The 16021-nt window shown below is 43.2% G+C and carries 15 protein-coding genes; 13 read left to right on the top strand and 2 right to left on the bottom strand.

The genetic code is table 11. The features are described from left to right. The first annotated feature begins 26 nt into the window (after positions 1-26). The 13 genes from BM377_RS11205 to BM377_RS11145 all read left to right on the top strand — a co-directional run bounded on the left by BM377_RS11205 (position 27) and on the right by BM377_RS11145 (position 13666). Positions 27-878, top strand: a complete 852-nt coding sequence (locus BM377_RS11205; RefSeq protein WP_092248196.1) for a hypothetical protein — start codon at positions 27-29, stop codon at positions 876-878. Between the two features lie 55 nt (positions 879-933). Continuing rightward, a complete protein-coding gene (locus BM377_RS11200) occupies positions 934-2127 on the top strand; it encodes an AAA family ATPase (RefSeq protein ID WP_092248193.1) in 1194 nt (397 codons plus the stop codon). Positions 2128-2209: 82 nt separating this feature from the next. Then, positions 2210-3655, top strand: a complete 1446-nt coding sequence (purF, locus tag BM377_RS11195; RefSeq protein ID WP_092248190.1) for an amidophosphoribosyltransferase — start codon at positions 2210-2212, stop codon at positions 3653-3655. A 30-nt stretch (positions 3656-3685) separates the two neighbouring features. Beyond that, the gene (gene purB, locus BM377_RS11190) at positions 3686-5119 is read left to right on the top strand and encodes an adenylosuccinate lyase (RefSeq protein WP_092248187.1); all 1434 of its coding nucleotides are present in this window, start codon (positions 3686-3688) and stop codon (positions 5117-5119) included. A 20-nt stretch (positions 5120-5139) separates the two neighbouring features. Then, positions 5140-6003, top strand: a complete 864-nt coding sequence (gene metF / locus BM377_RS11185) for a methylenetetrahydrofolate reductase [NAD(P)H] (protein ID WP_092248184.1) — start codon at positions 5140-5142, stop codon at positions 6001-6003. A gap of 18 nt (positions 6004-6021) precedes the next feature. Continuing rightward, positions 6022-7026: an AAA family ATPase gene (locus BM377_RS11180; protein ID WP_092248181.1), complete on the top strand. Its 1005-nt coding sequence runs from the start codon at positions 6022-6024 to the stop codon at positions 7024-7026. 12 nt (positions 7027-7038) lie between these two features. Then, positions 7039-7938, top strand: coding sequence for a DUF58 domain-containing protein (locus tag BM377_RS11175; RefSeq protein ID WP_092248178.1), 900 nt, complete (start codon positions 7039-7041; stop codon positions 7936-7938). Continuing rightward, complete coding sequence (locus BM377_RS11170; protein ID WP_092248175.1) at positions 7904-8407, top strand: hypothetical protein; 504 nt, start codon at positions 7904-7906, stop codon at positions 8405-8407. The genes BM377_RS11175 and BM377_RS11170 overlap by 35 nt, the downstream gene beginning before the upstream one ends. Then, the gene (locus BM377_RS11165; RefSeq protein WP_143104502.1) at positions 8398-9507 is read left to right on the top strand and encodes a vWA domain-containing protein; all 1110 of its coding nucleotides are present in this window, start codon (positions 8398-8400) and stop codon (positions 9505-9507) included. The genes BM377_RS11170 and BM377_RS11165 overlap by 10 nt, the downstream gene beginning before the upstream one ends. After that, positions 9504-10466 (top strand): vWA domain-containing protein, encoded by a 963-nt coding sequence (locus tag BM377_RS11160; protein WP_092248169.1) that lies wholly within the window; start codon positions 9504-9506, stop codon positions 10464-10466. Before BM377_RS11165 ends, BM377_RS11160 begins: the two co-directional genes overlap by 4 nt. 2 nt (positions 10467-10468) lie before the next feature. Continuing rightward, positions 10469-11413, top strand: coding sequence for a tetratricopeptide repeat protein (locus tag BM377_RS11155; RefSeq protein ID WP_177223869.1), 945 nt, complete (start codon positions 10469-10471; stop codon positions 11411-11413). Between the two features lie 197 nt (positions 11414-11610). Continuing rightward, the gene (locus BM377_RS11150; protein ID WP_092248163.1) at positions 11611-12642 is read left to right on the top strand and encodes a hypothetical protein; all 1032 of its coding nucleotides are present in this window, start codon (positions 11611-11613) and stop codon (positions 12640-12642) included. 52 nt (positions 12643-12694) lie between these two features. Beyond that, a complete protein-coding gene (locus tag BM377_RS11145; protein WP_092248160.1) occupies positions 12695-13666 on the top strand; it encodes a lysozyme inhibitor LprI family protein in 972 nt (323 codons plus the stop codon). 94 nt (positions 13667-13760) lie between these two features. Here BM377_RS11145 and BM377_RS11140 read toward each other — a convergent pair whose 3' ends face one another. Beyond that, positions 13761-14252, bottom strand: a complete 492-nt coding sequence (locus BM377_RS11140; protein WP_334292995.1) for a peptidylprolyl isomerase — start codon at positions 14250-14252, stop codon at positions 13761-13763. 539 nt (positions 14253-14791) lie between these two features. Further along, positions 14792-15910 carry an IS110 family RNA-guided transposase gene (locus BM377_RS11135; RefSeq protein WP_092246871.1) on the bottom strand — a complete coding sequence of 373 codons (1119 nt, stop codon included), beginning with the start codon at positions 15908-15910 and terminating at the stop codon, positions 14792-14794. Between the last annotated feature and the right edge of the window lie 111 nt (positions 15911-16021).

Genomic DNA, 16021 nt, shown 5'->3' with positions numbered 1-16021 from the left:
GTGGCAACTTAAGAGAGGTTATTTATATGACTAAACCGATTCTATGCATCGGAACATATGCAGAAAATCCATATCATATAGAAAAAGTGGGCAGAAATGTCTACTGCATAGAAGAGCTGTGCTACTGCCTCGTTCACAATGCTTTTTTGATAGACGAAGAGTGCTTTGTTCAGGATCTTTTTGACTGGATAGAAAAAGAGTGTTCTTTGGTCAGGCTGGCCGATGAACTTAGGAGCATGGCGGCTAAGAGATGCTCCCTTGCTTCACTTGTGGGGACACTTCTTGATTATGTCGGATACAATACCCGCAAAGAGATCGATGAGACCGAGGAGATATTAAGAGAGAACGCCGGAATGGATATATATAGGAAGAAGCTTGCAAGAGCGGATTTCCTTATGAACAGCGGAAGATACAATATGTCGTTTCGCGAGTATGAATTTCTTTTAACCAATATGCCTGAGATGGATCGCAATATGAGAGCGGGCATTGAGCACAACGAAGGCGTTATGTACGCAAGGCTGTTTCTTTTCAACAAGGCAAAAGATATGTTCATGAGGGCATATGAGGACAGCGGCAACAAGGAGTCTTATATCCAGTATCTGATGGCTGTCAGAATGGAGTATGACGATAAGGAGTATGTTGCATATATCGCAGAGAACGAAGTTGCTTACGAGGCTTCGCTTGAGATAGAAAAGAGGCTTAAGGAGAGCGAAGAACTCTACGGCGCGAGCGGCGACAATATCACAATGAGAGCGCTTTCCGTATATAAAGCGGAAGGAAACATGCATGAGTATTACACTCAGGTCGGAGAGATGACCGAGAAGCTAAAGGCTGATTACAGGGGACTTGTAAAAGAGACTGCCGCAGCTGTAAGGTGAGCTTTTATCAATACGTGATACATCGCCTTGGAAGAGGTATTTGAGGGGACTTAAGATGGGACTTTGGAACAAGTTTTTTGGAAGTAACAGAGACGAAGAGTGGGAGCAACAAGCTGAGCTCGAGAATTGGAACGACATCGTCTATACAAGAAAAGAAGTTGATATGGACGATCCGGTTCAGCGAAGAGAGTATATCGGAAGCTGCCTTCAGCAGATGGAGGAGGCTTCAAGAGAACTGGAAGCTCTTGAGTATGAATATAACGATGTCACAAGCCATCTTCGAGACATCGAGGAAATCGATGCGCTTCCGCCGGAACAGAGGGCGGAGATCAACGACTGTGCGCAGAAGATCTTGGATTCTCTTAAGCAACAGGATAAGTTCGACAGAAGAAAGAACCGTATGACGGACGATGAGTTCGAGCATATGGAGATGCTTAGGGAACAAGCCAAGGAAGGCGCGGAGAAACTCCATGAAGCCGAAAGCTTCCAAAAGAAGATAAGAAACGATCTTAAAAGACTCGACGGTGAGCATGAGGCTTATCTGTACAGAGAGGAAGAGATTGAGAATACAATAGAAAATTCCAAGAAGCTGATAAGCGTTATAGCCGTGTCGCTTGCTTTTGTCATCGTCTTTTTGATGATACTTCAGTTTGCTTTTAAGCTTAATGTTGTATACGGCTATATGATAGCAATCTTACTGAGCGCGGTGTCCGCAGTTTCTTTATATATGAAGTATACCGGTGCGCTTGTTGAGCAAAAGACTGTAAGAAAGTCGATCTCAAGACTTATCATGCTGCAGAATCAGGTAAAGATAAGATACGTAAACAACACAAACCTGATAGATTATCTGTGCCTTAAGTACAGAGTAATGAATTCGGGTGAGCTTTCGGATCTTTATAACAGATACCTCAAGGAGAGAAAAGAGAGGGAGAGGATCGAGGATGCCAGAAGGCTGCTTGATTCAAACCAAAGAGATCTTGTGTATATGCTAAGGCATTACAGAGTGCGTGATCCCGAAATCTGGATACATCAGCCGCAAGCTCTTTTGGACCATAATGAAGAGGTAGAGATAAGGCACAGTCTCAATGTTCAGAGACAATCGCTTAGAAAGAGAATGGAGTACAACAGGGATATCGTCGCAGGCAATGCCAAGAGCGAGGTTGAGGATATGGCTCGCCAATATCCCGAGTATGCACAGGAAATTTTGGACATGGTATCCCGCTATGAGGATAAATATCCGGGCGTATAACTTATGATTGCCTCAGACACCGTATGATGATAAAATGTTCGGTGTTTGAGGTATTTCTTTTTTGTAGCATTTAGGAGAACAAATGAATTACGAAGGTAGGACTGAGAATTACAAGCGTCTTGGTGAGGAGTGCGGAGTTTTTGGTATGTACGATTTTGACGGCGGAGACGTCGCGGAATCTATTTACTACGGACTTGTTTCCTTGCAACACAGAGGACAGGAGAGTTGCGGAATTGCTGTCAGCGACACAAACGGACCTAAGGGCAAAGTTTCAAGTTACAAGGACATGGGACTTGTGAATGAAGCCTTTACGCCGGATATTTTAGATACCCTGAAAGGGGATATTGGTGTCGGACATGTCAGATATTCTACAGCAGGCAGCAGTACGCGTGAAAACGCACAGCCGCTTGTTCTTAACTATGTAAAAGGTACTTTGGCGCTCGCGCACAACGGTAACCTTATCAATGCACCGGAGCTACGTCATGAGCTTTCTTATACCGGTGCGATCTTTCAAACAACCATTGATTCTGAAGTAATTGCATATCACATAGCCAGAGAGCGCCTTGCGACCAAGTCGGTTGAGGAAGCTGTTGCAAAAGCTATGCTTAAGATAAAGGGTGCATACAGCCTTGTTGTCATGTCCCCCAGAAAGCTCATCGGAGCCAGAGATCCTTACGGCTTTAAGCCACTTGTTATCGGTAGAAGAGAGAACTGCTATGTTCTTGCGTCGGAGACATGTGCGCTTGATACGATAGGAGCTACATTCATAAGAGACGTAGAACCCGGTGAGATCGTTACCATTTCTCCCGAGTTTGGCATTCAGTCAGACAGATCGATGTGCATAGATCCCAAGAAGCACGCAAGATGTATATTTGAGTATATTTATTTCGCAAGACCCGACAGTACCATCGACGGTATCAGCGTATATGATGCCAGGATCGCAGCCGGAAGATTCCTTGCCAAGGATTCACCGGTTGATGCGGATATGGTAGTCGGCGTACCGGAGTCCGGTAACGTTGCGGCTTTAGGATATGCGCTTGAATCCGGAATCCCATACGGACAGGCCTTCGTAAAGAATTCATATATAGGAAGAACATTCATAAAACCCAAGCAAAAGAACAGAGAATCAAGTGTTCAGGTTAAGCTAAATGCACTTGAGAGCGCTGTTGCTGGTAAGAAGATCATAATGATCGACGATTCGATCGTAAGAGGAACAACCTCCGACAGGATCGTGAGGATGCTCAGAGATGCAGGTGCCAAAGAAGTTCACATGAGAGTTTCTTCACCTCCGTTCTTGTGGCCTTGCTACTTCGGAACCGACGTTCCGGCAAGAGAGCAGCTTATTGCTTATAACAGGAACGTTGATGATATCTGCAAGATAATCGGTGCTGATTCACTTGCTTATCTTGGAATAGACAGATTAAAAGAGATGATAGGCGGCGATCTCGGTATCTGTGAGGGCTGCTTTACAGGCTCTTACCCGATAGATCCGCCAAGCGAAGATATCCGCGGAGAATATGATAAGTAAATTAAAATAAACAGTTTTTGGAGGATTAAAATGAGTACAGATCGTTATACAAGCCCACTTTCCGAGCGTTATGCAAGTAAGGAGATGCAATATATCTTTTCACAGGATATGAAGTTCAAGACCTGGAGAAAGCTCTGGATCGCACTTGCGGAGATCGAGAAAGACCTCGGTCTTAACATCACACAGGAGCAGATCGATGAGCTCAAGGCTCACAGCGAGGACATCAATTATGATGTTGCAAGAGCCAGAGAGAAGGAAGTTCGTCACGATGTAATGAGCCACGTATATGCATACGGTCAGCAGTGCCCCAAGGCTAAGGGAATCATCCACCTCGGTGCAACAAGCTGCTACGTTGGTGACAACACAGACATCATTATCATGACAGAAGGACTTAAGCTTGTAAGAAAGAAGCTCATCAACGTTATCGCAGAGCTTTCTAAGTTTGCCGACAAGTATAAGGCACAGCCCACGCTCGGCTTTACTCATTTCCAGCCTGCTCAGCCTACAACTGTAGGTAAAAGAGCTACACTCTGGCTTCAGGATTTCACAATAGATCTTGAGGACCTTGATTATGTTCTTGATAACATGAAGCTTCTCGGATCAAAGGGAACAACAGGAACTCAGGCATCTTTCCTTGAGCTCTTTGACGGAGATCTTACCAAGGTTGACAAACTCGATCCCATGCTTGCCGAAAAGCTTGGATTCAAGGGATGCATGGCAGTTTCAGGACAGACCTACAGCCGTAAGATCGATATGAAGGTACTTAACGTACTTGCCGGAATTGCTTCATCTGCGACCAAGATGGCGCAGGATATCAGACTTCTTCAGCACCTTAAGGAAGTTGAAGAGCCTTTTGAAAAGAGCCAGATCGGTTCATCCGCAATGGCATATAAGAGAAATCCCATGAGAAGTGAACGTATCTGCTCTCTTGCAAGATACGTGATAATAGATACACTCAACCCCGCAATTACAGAGGTTTCACAGTGGTTTGAAAGAACTCTCGACGATTCCGCAAACAAAAGAATTTCAATTCCCGAAGGATTCCTTGCAACGGATGGCATACTTGATCTGTGTATTAATGTAGTGGATGGTCTTGTTGTATATCCTAAGGTTATTGAAAAGAGATTGATGTCGGAACTTCCTTTCATGGCTACCGAGAATATCATGATGGATGCCGTAAAAGCGGGCGGAGATAGGCAGGAGCTTCACGAGAGGATTCGTGAGCTTTCAATGGAAGCCGGCAAGACAGTCAAGGTTGAAGGAAAAGACAATAACCTCCTTGAACTCATCGCAGAAGACCCCTCTTTCCCTCTTTCCCTCGATGAGCTCAAGGCGTCTATGGACCCTGCCAAGTATGTCGGATGTAGTGCACATCAGGTTGAGAAATTCTTAAACGATGTTGTCAATCCAATCATAGAGGCGAACAAAGACGCTCTGGGAGTAACAGCAGAGATCAACGTTTGATGCCTTATTAAGGAGCGAGTATGAAAATAATCGATATTATCAGGGAAAAGGAAGTGACTCTTTCGTTTGAGGTTTTCCCACCCAAGACAGATGCGGGTTATGCAGCTGTCGAAGAAGCTGCAGCCGAGATAGCGGCGCTTAAGCCCGATTTCATGAGCGTGACTTACGGAGCGGGCGGCGGAACAAGTAAGAATACCGCTAACATATCGGCAGATCTTCAGAATAAATATGGCGTCAACGTTCTCTCACATCTTACCTGCGTTTCGTCAACAAAGGAAGATGTGAGGTCCATGATTTCCACATATAAGGAAAAGGGTATTGAGAACATCATGGCACTTAGAGGAGACATTCCCAAGGAAGGTCGTGTCTGCTATGATTACGACCATGCGACACAGCTCATCTATGATATCAAGTCTGTAGATGACAGCCTTTGTATCGGCGGTGCTTGCTATCCCGAGGGACATGTTGAGTGTGCAAGACAGTCTGAGGACATTATGCACCTTAAGGAAAAGGTGGAAGCAGGCTGTGATTTCCTTACAACACAGATGTTTTTTGACAATTCTACTCTTTATCAGTTCCTGTATCGTATAAGGGAGAAGGGTATCGATGTTCCGGTTCTTCCCGGTATCATGCCGATCACCAATGCCAAGCAGGTCGCAAGAAGCGTAGCTTTGTCGGGATCAACTATTCCGCAGAAGATGAAGATCATGGTCGACAGATTTGCGGACAACCCTGAGAAGATGAAGGAAGCAGGCATTATATATGCTTGTGATCAGATAATAGATCTTATTTCAAACGGAGTAAGCCACATTCACGTTTACTCAATGAACAAACCGGATATAGCAGCCGGAATGATGCGTAATCTTGCGTCTATTATACGTTAATGTTTGGAGGAAAGAGTTATGGAGATTAACGAACAGCAAAGCAACATAACTCCCGAGGATTTCAACTATTCCCAGGAGGTTATAAAGAAACTTTCAGAGTACTTTGAGGCAAAAGTTGTTGGACAGAAACAGCTTAAGTTCTCTCTTATTGCGTCCATTATCGCAGATGGACACATTCTTATCGAGTCTGTTCCCGGACTTGCCAAGACAACTGCAGCCAAGGCTATTTCCGATGCCGTAGACGGACAGTTTGCACGTATACAGTGTACACCGGATCTTTTACCCGGTGATATCATAGGAACTCAGATATACAATCAGGCGACATGCAAATTCGAGACTATGCTCGGTCCCGTATTTGCAAACTTTGTGCTTCTTGACGAGGTTAACCGTTCAAGTGCCAAGACACAGTCAGCCATGCTTGAGGCCATGCAGGAGAAGCAGGTTACGATCGGTGGAAAGACTTATCGTATGCCGGAAGATATTTTCATAGTAATTGCTACACAGAACCCTATAGAGCAGGAAGGAACATATCCTCTTTCCGAAGCTCAGACCGACAGATTTTTGATAAAAGAGGTTATCTCATATCCCACAGCAGCTGAGGAGGTTGAGATCTTAAGCCGTATTGAGACAGGCGCAATCTCAGAGTCAACACCTGCGGTTCTTTCAATCAAAGATATCGATAAGGTGCAGGATATCGTCGATCAGGTTTATGTGGACGAGTCGGTTAAGTGGTACATTTCAAGTATTGTTGTTGCCAGCAGAAGAGCCAATCAGATTCCGGGATTTGAGCTTGGAAGATATGTAAGGATCGGTGTAAGCCCGCGTGCTTCAATCGCTTTCCTTAAAATGGCCAAGGCAGCAGCACTTATGCAGGGAAGAACCTATGTTACACCCGATGATGTTAAGCTTGTAAGACATCAGGTGCTCAGACACAGAATCGGTCTTAATTACTCTGCTGTAGCCGACAATATCACTGTTGAAACTGTTATTGACGGAATCGTTAATTCCGTAAAGACTCCGTGATAAAGAAAAACTATGAATATTGATTACGAGTATTTATCCAGGATAAGAAGAGCGGTTGCTCTTTATACCAACAGAAAAACTTCAAATATTCTGGACGGCGATTTCCATTCAATTCACAAAGGAAGAAGCATGGAATTCGACGACCTCAAGGAATATAACTTGGGAGACGATGTTCACGATATAGACTGGAAGTCTTCTTCGAGAATGGGAACGACTCTTGTAAGAAGATACGTTACCGACAGGCGTCACAATGTTATGTTCATTTGCGACTGCGGTCGTAAGATGCTGGGAGACACTCCGAAAGGAGAATCCAAGAAGGAACTGGCACTTATGACCTTTGGTACGCTTGCCTATATTACAGGCAGAAACGGTGCCGATTTTGCGCTTGCGTATCCGGGCTCCGACAATATGTCCATCAGTATTTTTAAATCGGGCCCCGAACATTTGGAAGCGTTATTGTATGAGTATGAGAAGCATGTCGGAGACAACGGCGTAGTTTCGCTCGAAGATGCGCTTAAGAACGTTATAAGTGTCGTACACAAGAAGATGATAATAGTTCTTATATCCGACATGGAAGGCATCGCAAGTATAAGCGGAAATGTGATGAGAGCCGTTACTTCAGAGCATGATCTTTTGGCATTCGGCATAGAAGATGCCATGCTCACGGGCGGCAATACATTTGATAATGATCTCGGAAGATATGAAAAGAGATTTCTTTCTTTTAATGACAGACTTCATAAGCTGGAGCTTGAAGAGAGAAACATGATATACGATATCGTATCCGACAACACCAAGCACAGCAGGGTGTCGATCGTCGGAATCTCTTCTCAGAGCGAGATAATAGATTCGTCGATAGTTTTGTTTGAAAGGTACAGACATGGAAACTACGGTTACATTAAGACCACCGTTTGAGTACAGCTGGTGGGTTGTTGCAATTGGCATAGCGCTTACGGCTCTGGGACTTTTTCTTTTGATAAGGGCTCTTTATAAGATCTTTTACAAGAAAAAAGCACCCAAGGCGGTTGAAGAACAAAAGCCGGCCGAGTATAAAAAGCCGATGCCACAGCATCTTTTTATCATCAAAAAGAAATATATTGCCGGTATCAACAAGCTCAGAACTCAGTATGAAAAAGAGGAACTGGCAAAGAGAGACGCTTATCTTAAGCTTTCACTTATGATAAGAGGATATGTGCATGAGGCGACGGGTATCGATGTCGAGAAGAGCACACTTAATGATGTAAAGAAGATGGGAATCAGACATCTTGATAAGCTTATGGAAGAGTATTATGTGCCGGAGTTTGCCGAGGAAAACAGATCGGAGAACAGAGATTTTGTTACTTCGTGTAACACGGCAGTAGGGGTGATCAGAGAATGGAGCTGATGTATAAATGGATGATCGCGTTCGGAGTTGCAGTTATGGCAACCACGATCATTCTGGTAGTAAGCATTCAAAAAAAGAAAAAGACGGATTTTGAATCGGGAATCCGTGTTGCAAATACGTCTAAGATCAGATCCACCAAGCTTTATAAGTCGCTTTCAATGCAGTACAAAGTTTTCAGGATAGTGCTTGCCGCGGGACTTATAGGCAGTATGCTTTCGGCATTGGTTCTGGCAGCAAGACCTTACAGAAACGATGACATTATGAGCGGAGTTAAGAAGAGAGATATCATTCTTTGTCTCGATGTTTCTTATTCGCTCTATGATCTTAATTCGGAGTTCACGGATTATCTGAAAGGCGTTGTTCAGGGACTTGAGGGCGACAGGATCGGTATCAGTATCTTCAATACTTCCACGGTCACATACGTTCCGCTTACGGACGATTATGATTATGTGCTTCAAAAGCTTGATGAACTCGGAGAGTATTTTGCTCTTCAAAAAGAGTATTGTGTGGACTTTGAAGAAAAGTACGGCTATTACGGACAGATTCCCGAAAGTGAGCAGAAAAGATTTGACGAACTTGTGGAAAAGCTCACGTATTTTGATGCGGGAACAACTTATAACAGTTATCTCAAGGGATCGTCACTCATAGGAGAAGGACTCGGCTCTGCGCTTTTTTCTTTTCCCTATATAGATGAACCCGACAGAACAAGAGTTATCATAATGTGTACCGACAATGAGCTCAATGATTACATGCCTCAGATCATGGATCTTGATGAGGCGGCAAAAGCATGTAAGAGCCACAAGGTTACGATTTTTGGTATTTATCCCAGTGAAGATAAATTCTATCTTCCGGACGAATATGACTATGAAGAGTGTTCTACGGAATTTAGGAGGGCAGTTGAGATGACGGGAGGTAAGTTCTACATCAGAACTCCCGAGCAGCCTGTATCTGAGATCGTTAAAGATATTCAGAAGCAGGAGGCAATGGTTGTCAAACTCGTCATGGCCAGACAGCCCGTAGATATGCCCTATGTACCGTTTATTATTTGTTTGATTAGCCTTGCATTCTTTAGCTTGGCGGGATTGGTGTTGCAAAAATGAGTGTTCAACCTGTTTTACCTGTTTTGATATTGCTCTTAATACTGTCGGCACTTGCCACAGTCACCATATATGCCGCAGGAAAGAGTCATATCGACAAAAAAGAAAAGATGTTTACGATCATAAGGCTTACCCTGATATATCTTTTGGCGTTTATCGTGGGATTAAGACCTGTAATAAAAGACGATAAGTATGAGTTTACGACTAAGAACCTGGATGTTTTGTTTGTCATAGATACCACCATCAGTATGTGGGCACAGGATTATGACGGCAAGAATCCCAGGATCGACGGAGTCATCAAGGATGCCAAGTACATTGCGGATGAACTGGTCGGAAGCAATTTCGGACTTGTGACTTTTGACGATCAGGCTCATGTTATCTCGCCTTATACTCAGGATCTTAATTATGTTGAGAGCCTTATCGATACTTTGGCTCCGCCTGACAGTTCTTATGCGATGGGAAGTGATATGTCCCTCCCTTACAAGGACATGGAGGCACTGCTTCTTTCTTCTTCCAAGAAAGAGAACAGAAAGACCGTACTTGTATTTATAAGTGACGGAGAGATAACTAACGGTAATGAGCTTACTTCATACGAAGCGCTTAAGCAGTACGTCGACGCAGGAGTTGTTCTTGGTTACGGAACACGCGAAGGCGGCAAGATGAAACAAAGCGGTTACGGATATATTATCGATGAATCAACGGGAAAGCAGGCTCTCTCGATGATCGATGAGGATAATTTAAAGAATATCGCCAAGGATCTCGGACTTATATATAACAATATGAATAACGGCAGATCCGCACTTGAGAGCTCTATCCGTTATATCAAGGAATCGGCCAAGACGGTTGATGATCAGATGACGGGAGTCGAGAAGTACAGAGATATTTATTATATTTTTGCGGCAATGCTTGCATTGATGCTGCTTGTAGAAGCTTGCTTTGTTGTAAGAAGAGGGAGGTTATGATCATGAAAAAAGCTCCTCTTAAATACATACTTATGATTATTTTTTCCGTGCCGATACTGCTTTTGGCTATTTCGGTGATCGGAAGGGTTGCGATCAACCACAGCTTTGTAAAGGCATATGACGATTCCGTTTATAAGACGGAGAGCGAGAGTAAACTTTTATATTTAAATTTCCCCGAGAGCTTTATTCCGTATTATAACCTCGGAAATGTGAGCTACGAGAGAAAAGAGTATCAGGCCGCGGTAGGCTATTATAAGAAGGCGCTTACGCTTTATCCCGATGCCAAAAGAGAATGCTCAATAAGGATCAATCTGGCGCTCGCGCTTTGCAATACGATAGATTTTTACGATCTCGATACTCAGGAAAAGATCGATACGGCTATTTTTATCCTGAACATGGCAAGAGATACCCTTCTTGAAAACGGATGGGCTGTCGATGAAGGTGATGATTACAGAGATAAGGATGCTCAGCAGTTAAAAGAAGATATCGATAAGATGATCGAAAAGCTCAAGAATCCCGATCAGTCTTCATCAAGTGATGAACAGAACGATAAAAAGGACAACCAGGACGATCAGGATAACGGCAGTTCCGGCGGTGGCGGCGGAAGTAAAGAGAACAAGCAGAAAGAAAAGCTTGAGAACAATAAAAAAGGCGCAATGGAAGAACGCCGTAAAGAGCAGAAAGACTACGAGAACAATCAGAAAGATAAAGAGAACGACCAAAACGGCGGTGGTCAGGATCAGGACGGCGATGATCAGAACGATCAAAACAACGGAGACGATCAGCAGAATAACGGCGGTTCCGGCGATGAAGATCAGAATGATCAGGGCGGCGGAAATGATGATAAGCAAAATGGTGGCGGCTCCGGAGGTAATGATCAAAGCTTAGGAGGTTCAGGCGGCTCCGGTGGGGAATCTGAAGGTGATGTTTACATCAAACAGTGGTAAATTCAGGTAATTTTTTGACATTATGCAGGTAAAAGTTAGTTTTTACCTGCATTTTTTATGTTTTTTTGATGAAAAGTGCACACATTGCCACAAGATGATGTATAATAGAGGGTGAAAATACAGATATTTTGTATTTTTGATGATTCTATTTAATTAGAGTTTAATTTTTCTTTATGTGTTTGAAAGGGGAACATGTTATGAAAAAGAGATTATCGGCATTATTGAGCGTTACGCTTGCAATGCTAATGGCTGCGACCGGTGCATTCTTTATGCCTGTTAAGGCTGTTGCCGCAACCGAGATCACATTCGAGGGAAAAGCTACTGATAAGACTACAGCGGATACATTATATCTTCAGACATCCGGCGGTACTGTGGAGATCAAGGTTGATTCCAATACCGATACTTCCGAAGCAAAGTTTATCTTCAAGGGAGATAAAGTTACTGCAGAATGCTACAGAGGTGATGACGAGTATTGGCACGCTTCCAAGCTTAAAGGTGGCAATAAGTCGGAAAACGCCGACGTTGATAAGGGAAAGTCTTCCACAGTAAGAGGTAAGATAGCTAAGGGAACAACAAGTTCCAAGATCTATCTTAAGACGAACAGCGGAACCATGGAGATCAAGATCGATGAATCAACCGATCTTAGCAAAGTAAGATATCTGGTTCTTGATCAAAAAGTTGAAATTGTATGTGCAAGAGGAAGCGATGCATATATGCACGCAATCTCCGTAGCCAATTCGGAAGGCAGCGGAAGCATGAGCACAATAAATGCAAAGGGAACCGAGATTTCCGGTAAGGTCGTTAAGGGAACAACAACCTCTAACCTTATACTTAAGACTTCAGACGGAACCAAAGAATATGTTCTTGATGTTGCAACTGATGCGACCGAGTGCAGAGTCCTTATTCCCGATGAGCATATTACAGCTTTTTATTACAAGGGTAAGGATGATAAAAATCATATTTCCAAGCTAATCAATGATGATGATTCTTGTGCATCCAAGGTTGAAACCGATTCAAATACCAATGCTGTGGTATCCGGACGTGTTACATCAGAGACTACAGAGGAGATATTGTTCCTTGAGTTAAGCAACGGAGTAATGCAGATCAAGCTTGATTCTTCAACAAACTTCTCGAGATGTCCCGTTATTGTTCACAACACTAACTTAAAGGTTGAGTGTGAGAGAGGTAATGACGGATACTATCATGCAAAGTCTATAATAGTAGGCTGATATGTTTTTGGGGGCTAATTCAGAATAATTTGCTTATAAAGGAGAGAAAAAAGTGAGCAGACGTGGTAAAAAAAGTGCGGCAAGCACTTTGACAGTGGTTTTGGGTGTTCTTATATTCTTAGGAATTGCGGTAGTAGGAGGAGCCTATTTTTTATTTTCAACTCAGGGCGAAACTACTGTAGGAAAGGTTGAAGATGCTTTCACGGAAGATGTAGATGATAGCGATGTCAGCGATTCCGATAGCAATAAGAAAGAAGATAAAGACAATACACCTAAGGCCGGAAAAAGCATTCAGGACGAGGTAGCCGAGGTTGAGGCTAAGGCCAAGGAGCATGATGATAGCTTTAATTCAGAAAATGCCTCTCAGACTGATATGAACAATTTTGAGGTGGATGCTTTTAATATTTGGGATAATGAGCTTAATTCTCTTTGGGACAGGCTTACTGAAGAAGTGGATGCTTCCAAGAAGGATGAGCTTGTAAAAGAACAAAAAGCATGGAATGCCGAGAAAGAGGCCAATTCTAAGGTTGCCGGATTATATGCTCTCGGCGGAACGATGCAGGCTATGCTCGAAGCAGGAGAGATGGAAGAGATGACACATGAGCGTGTCTATGTTCTTGCCGGATATCTGGCAGAGGCAAGAGGAGAGAGCTTCTCTGTTCCTGCTGAAGTGCAGAAGATATTTGATAACAGAAAGACCCTTGATCAGACATTTGAAGCTCTGTCAGGAGAGTGGATGTTTGATGAGAAAAGAGGGGCAGTTATCGGTGTACAGAGATCAAGCGAATGCGAGTACGGAATACCCGATAGTAACTGGACCGTATGGATCACAGGCGGCGATATTATGAGCGATCTCGAAGTATACGGATACTGCGGCAGCTCAGAAACTATCGTGTTTAAGAAGGGATCCGAGTATTATAAGCTTGAAAAGGCTTTTGACGACGAGAATACATTGATCCTTTCATATGTAAGTTCTCTTGATGAAGAGTGTACAGATCCCATTTACGGAACTAAGGTTCAGTAAAGAATAGCAATAATAAAAGCTTCCCGAACAGTGTTTATATGATATGTGTCCAGGATTCTGGGTACATATCAATACTGTAGGGAAGCTTTTTTATTTAGTGTTTCTCAGGTTCGGGATAATCTACACCGAATGTCTCAACTGTAACGGTCTTCATAACCTGGTTGGTCACGGGACGATCGTTATAATCTGTATCTACTTCGGCAATCTTGTTAACTACATCCATTCCTTCAGTAACTTTACCGAAAGCAGCGTAGTCGCCATCAAGATGAGGTGCATTCTTGTGCATGATAAAGAACTGAGAGCCTGCTGAGTTGGGCATCATTGATCTTGCCATTGAAAGAACGCCTTCTGTGTGCTTAAGATCATTCTTGAAGCCGTTTGAAGCAAATTCTCCCTTGATGCCGTATCCGGGGCCACCCATTCCGGTTCCTTCGGGATCGCCGCCCTGAAGCATGAATCCGCGAATGACTCTGTGGAAGATGAGTCCGTCGTAGAAGTTCTTGTTGATAAGTGAAATAAAGTTATTAACGGTGTTGGGTGCAATCTCGGGATATAGCTCTGCCTTGATTACATCGCCGTTTTCCATTGTGAATGTGACAATAGGATTCTGAGCCAATTTCTTTTCCTCCTGAATTCTTATTAACTTATACCTCGATAGTATATCATTTTTGACACTAAAAAACACACCCCTTTAGTTCATTGGCTGATATGTAATGACCTCCTGTCAAGCAAAAAATGATAGGGATCACCACAAACTTATTTAATTGTTGCTGAAGGCACCTTGAAAGAGCCTCGGAGTATCAGTTCCCGGCATTGGCCACTCTGATATACGTGGATTGGTTACCGACAGGTCAATGGTCCGCCGTGAGCTCTACCTTCTAACAGCGTGGATCACAGATTTCTCTGTGCCGACATAGTGGTCTCGTAGATAGCTCGAACCTTGAAATGGCCGAAGCCCTTTCAAGATGTCTTCAGTTGTTACTTGTTATGGCCAGATGTAAATGGCATAAGCCATCTTACATCTGCTTGATTACGAACTATAACAGCGGGGTGAAGATGTCAAGGCTGCGAAGCACCGCCCTTGGCGGCTCGGCCTTGATATCGGAAACGCGATGTTATAACTGATTATGCTATATTATCGGTCATCATACCCCACATAAAGCATGCAAGTTCTCTTGCTACTGCTGTTTTAGCTACATTGTGTTTCTTGCTCTTACCAAGAACCATTTTGTAGAACTTTCTTCTGAGCCTTTCATTAGCTTTATCAGCATATGCGATGACTTTAGGTGTGTTACCAGTCTGGCGCGCTTTAAGTACTTTTGATTTATAACCTATTTGGCCTCTGCTGTATGACTGTGATGATTCAATAAGTAGTTGCCTTACATGACGATTACCAGCTTTTGTGATACCAAGCCTTGCCTTGTCATCTCCGCTGGAATCTTCTCCAGGCACAAGCCCAAGATATGCAGAAAACTGATTGGCGGAAGCAAAACGTTTAAAATCACCGACTTCAACTAGTACAGATAACGCTGTATGAGTTTGAACTCCGATGAAACAACAGAGCTTTTTAACTGATTCTCTGTATTCATCTTTGGAAGCAAGTTCCTCTATTCGTTTATCTAAACGCTCAAGCTTATCACTTAGAGTTGTATAGGTCAGCAGATATTCATCGAGAATCTCTTTATACAGAGACTCAAGCTTCAATGATTTTAGCCAGTTCACATGTGCTGCTGTCCAGTGGTTTTTTCCTTCATATCGATAATCGTGGCGAAGACAAAAAGAAAGAATCTGTTGCTTCACTTTCTTAAGCGCTAGCTTATGATCATCCCGCATTCGAAGAAATTCTTTTGTTTCTTCATCAGAAGCAGATGGAACATAAACAGGACTGTAGTTGTGCTGAGCAAGACACTTTCCAATCAGTTCAGCATCACGTTTATCGGTTTTTATTCTTTTACCACTACGTGGTTCTAACATGGTGGTAGGTGCAAGTATCACACAGTTAACGTTACGATCAGTTAACTGATGATATAAAGTGTAGCCGAGACAACCGGCTTCATAACCGCATATAAAGTTTGTATCATTTCCGTAGATAGTTCTAAGGAATTCAAGATATTTAAGGACTTCCTTGTAATCAGCGGGTGTGCGCCTTGTGTGAGATGACTTCTCTGTTTCGATTAAATAATCACAAAGAGTAAAACTTTCCTTGTGTACATCCATTCCTACGTAAACTGTGGTATTATTCATTTAGTGACCTCCCTTTGTATGCGGTAATCCCTGTTACCATTGACTCAACATCTTTAGTATACAGGAAAATCCACGTTGCTACATAGTGGAGGTCATTACATATTGTCTAAA

Origin of the sequence: Butyrivibrio sp. INlla21 (assembly GCF_900116875.1) — a bacterium.
GTDB lineage: Bacteria > Bacillota > Clostridia > Lachnospirales > Lachnospiraceae > Butyrivibrio.
The sequence above is the reverse complement of the archived record's forward strand: the minus strand, read 5'-3'. Positions and strand labels throughout refer to the sequence as shown.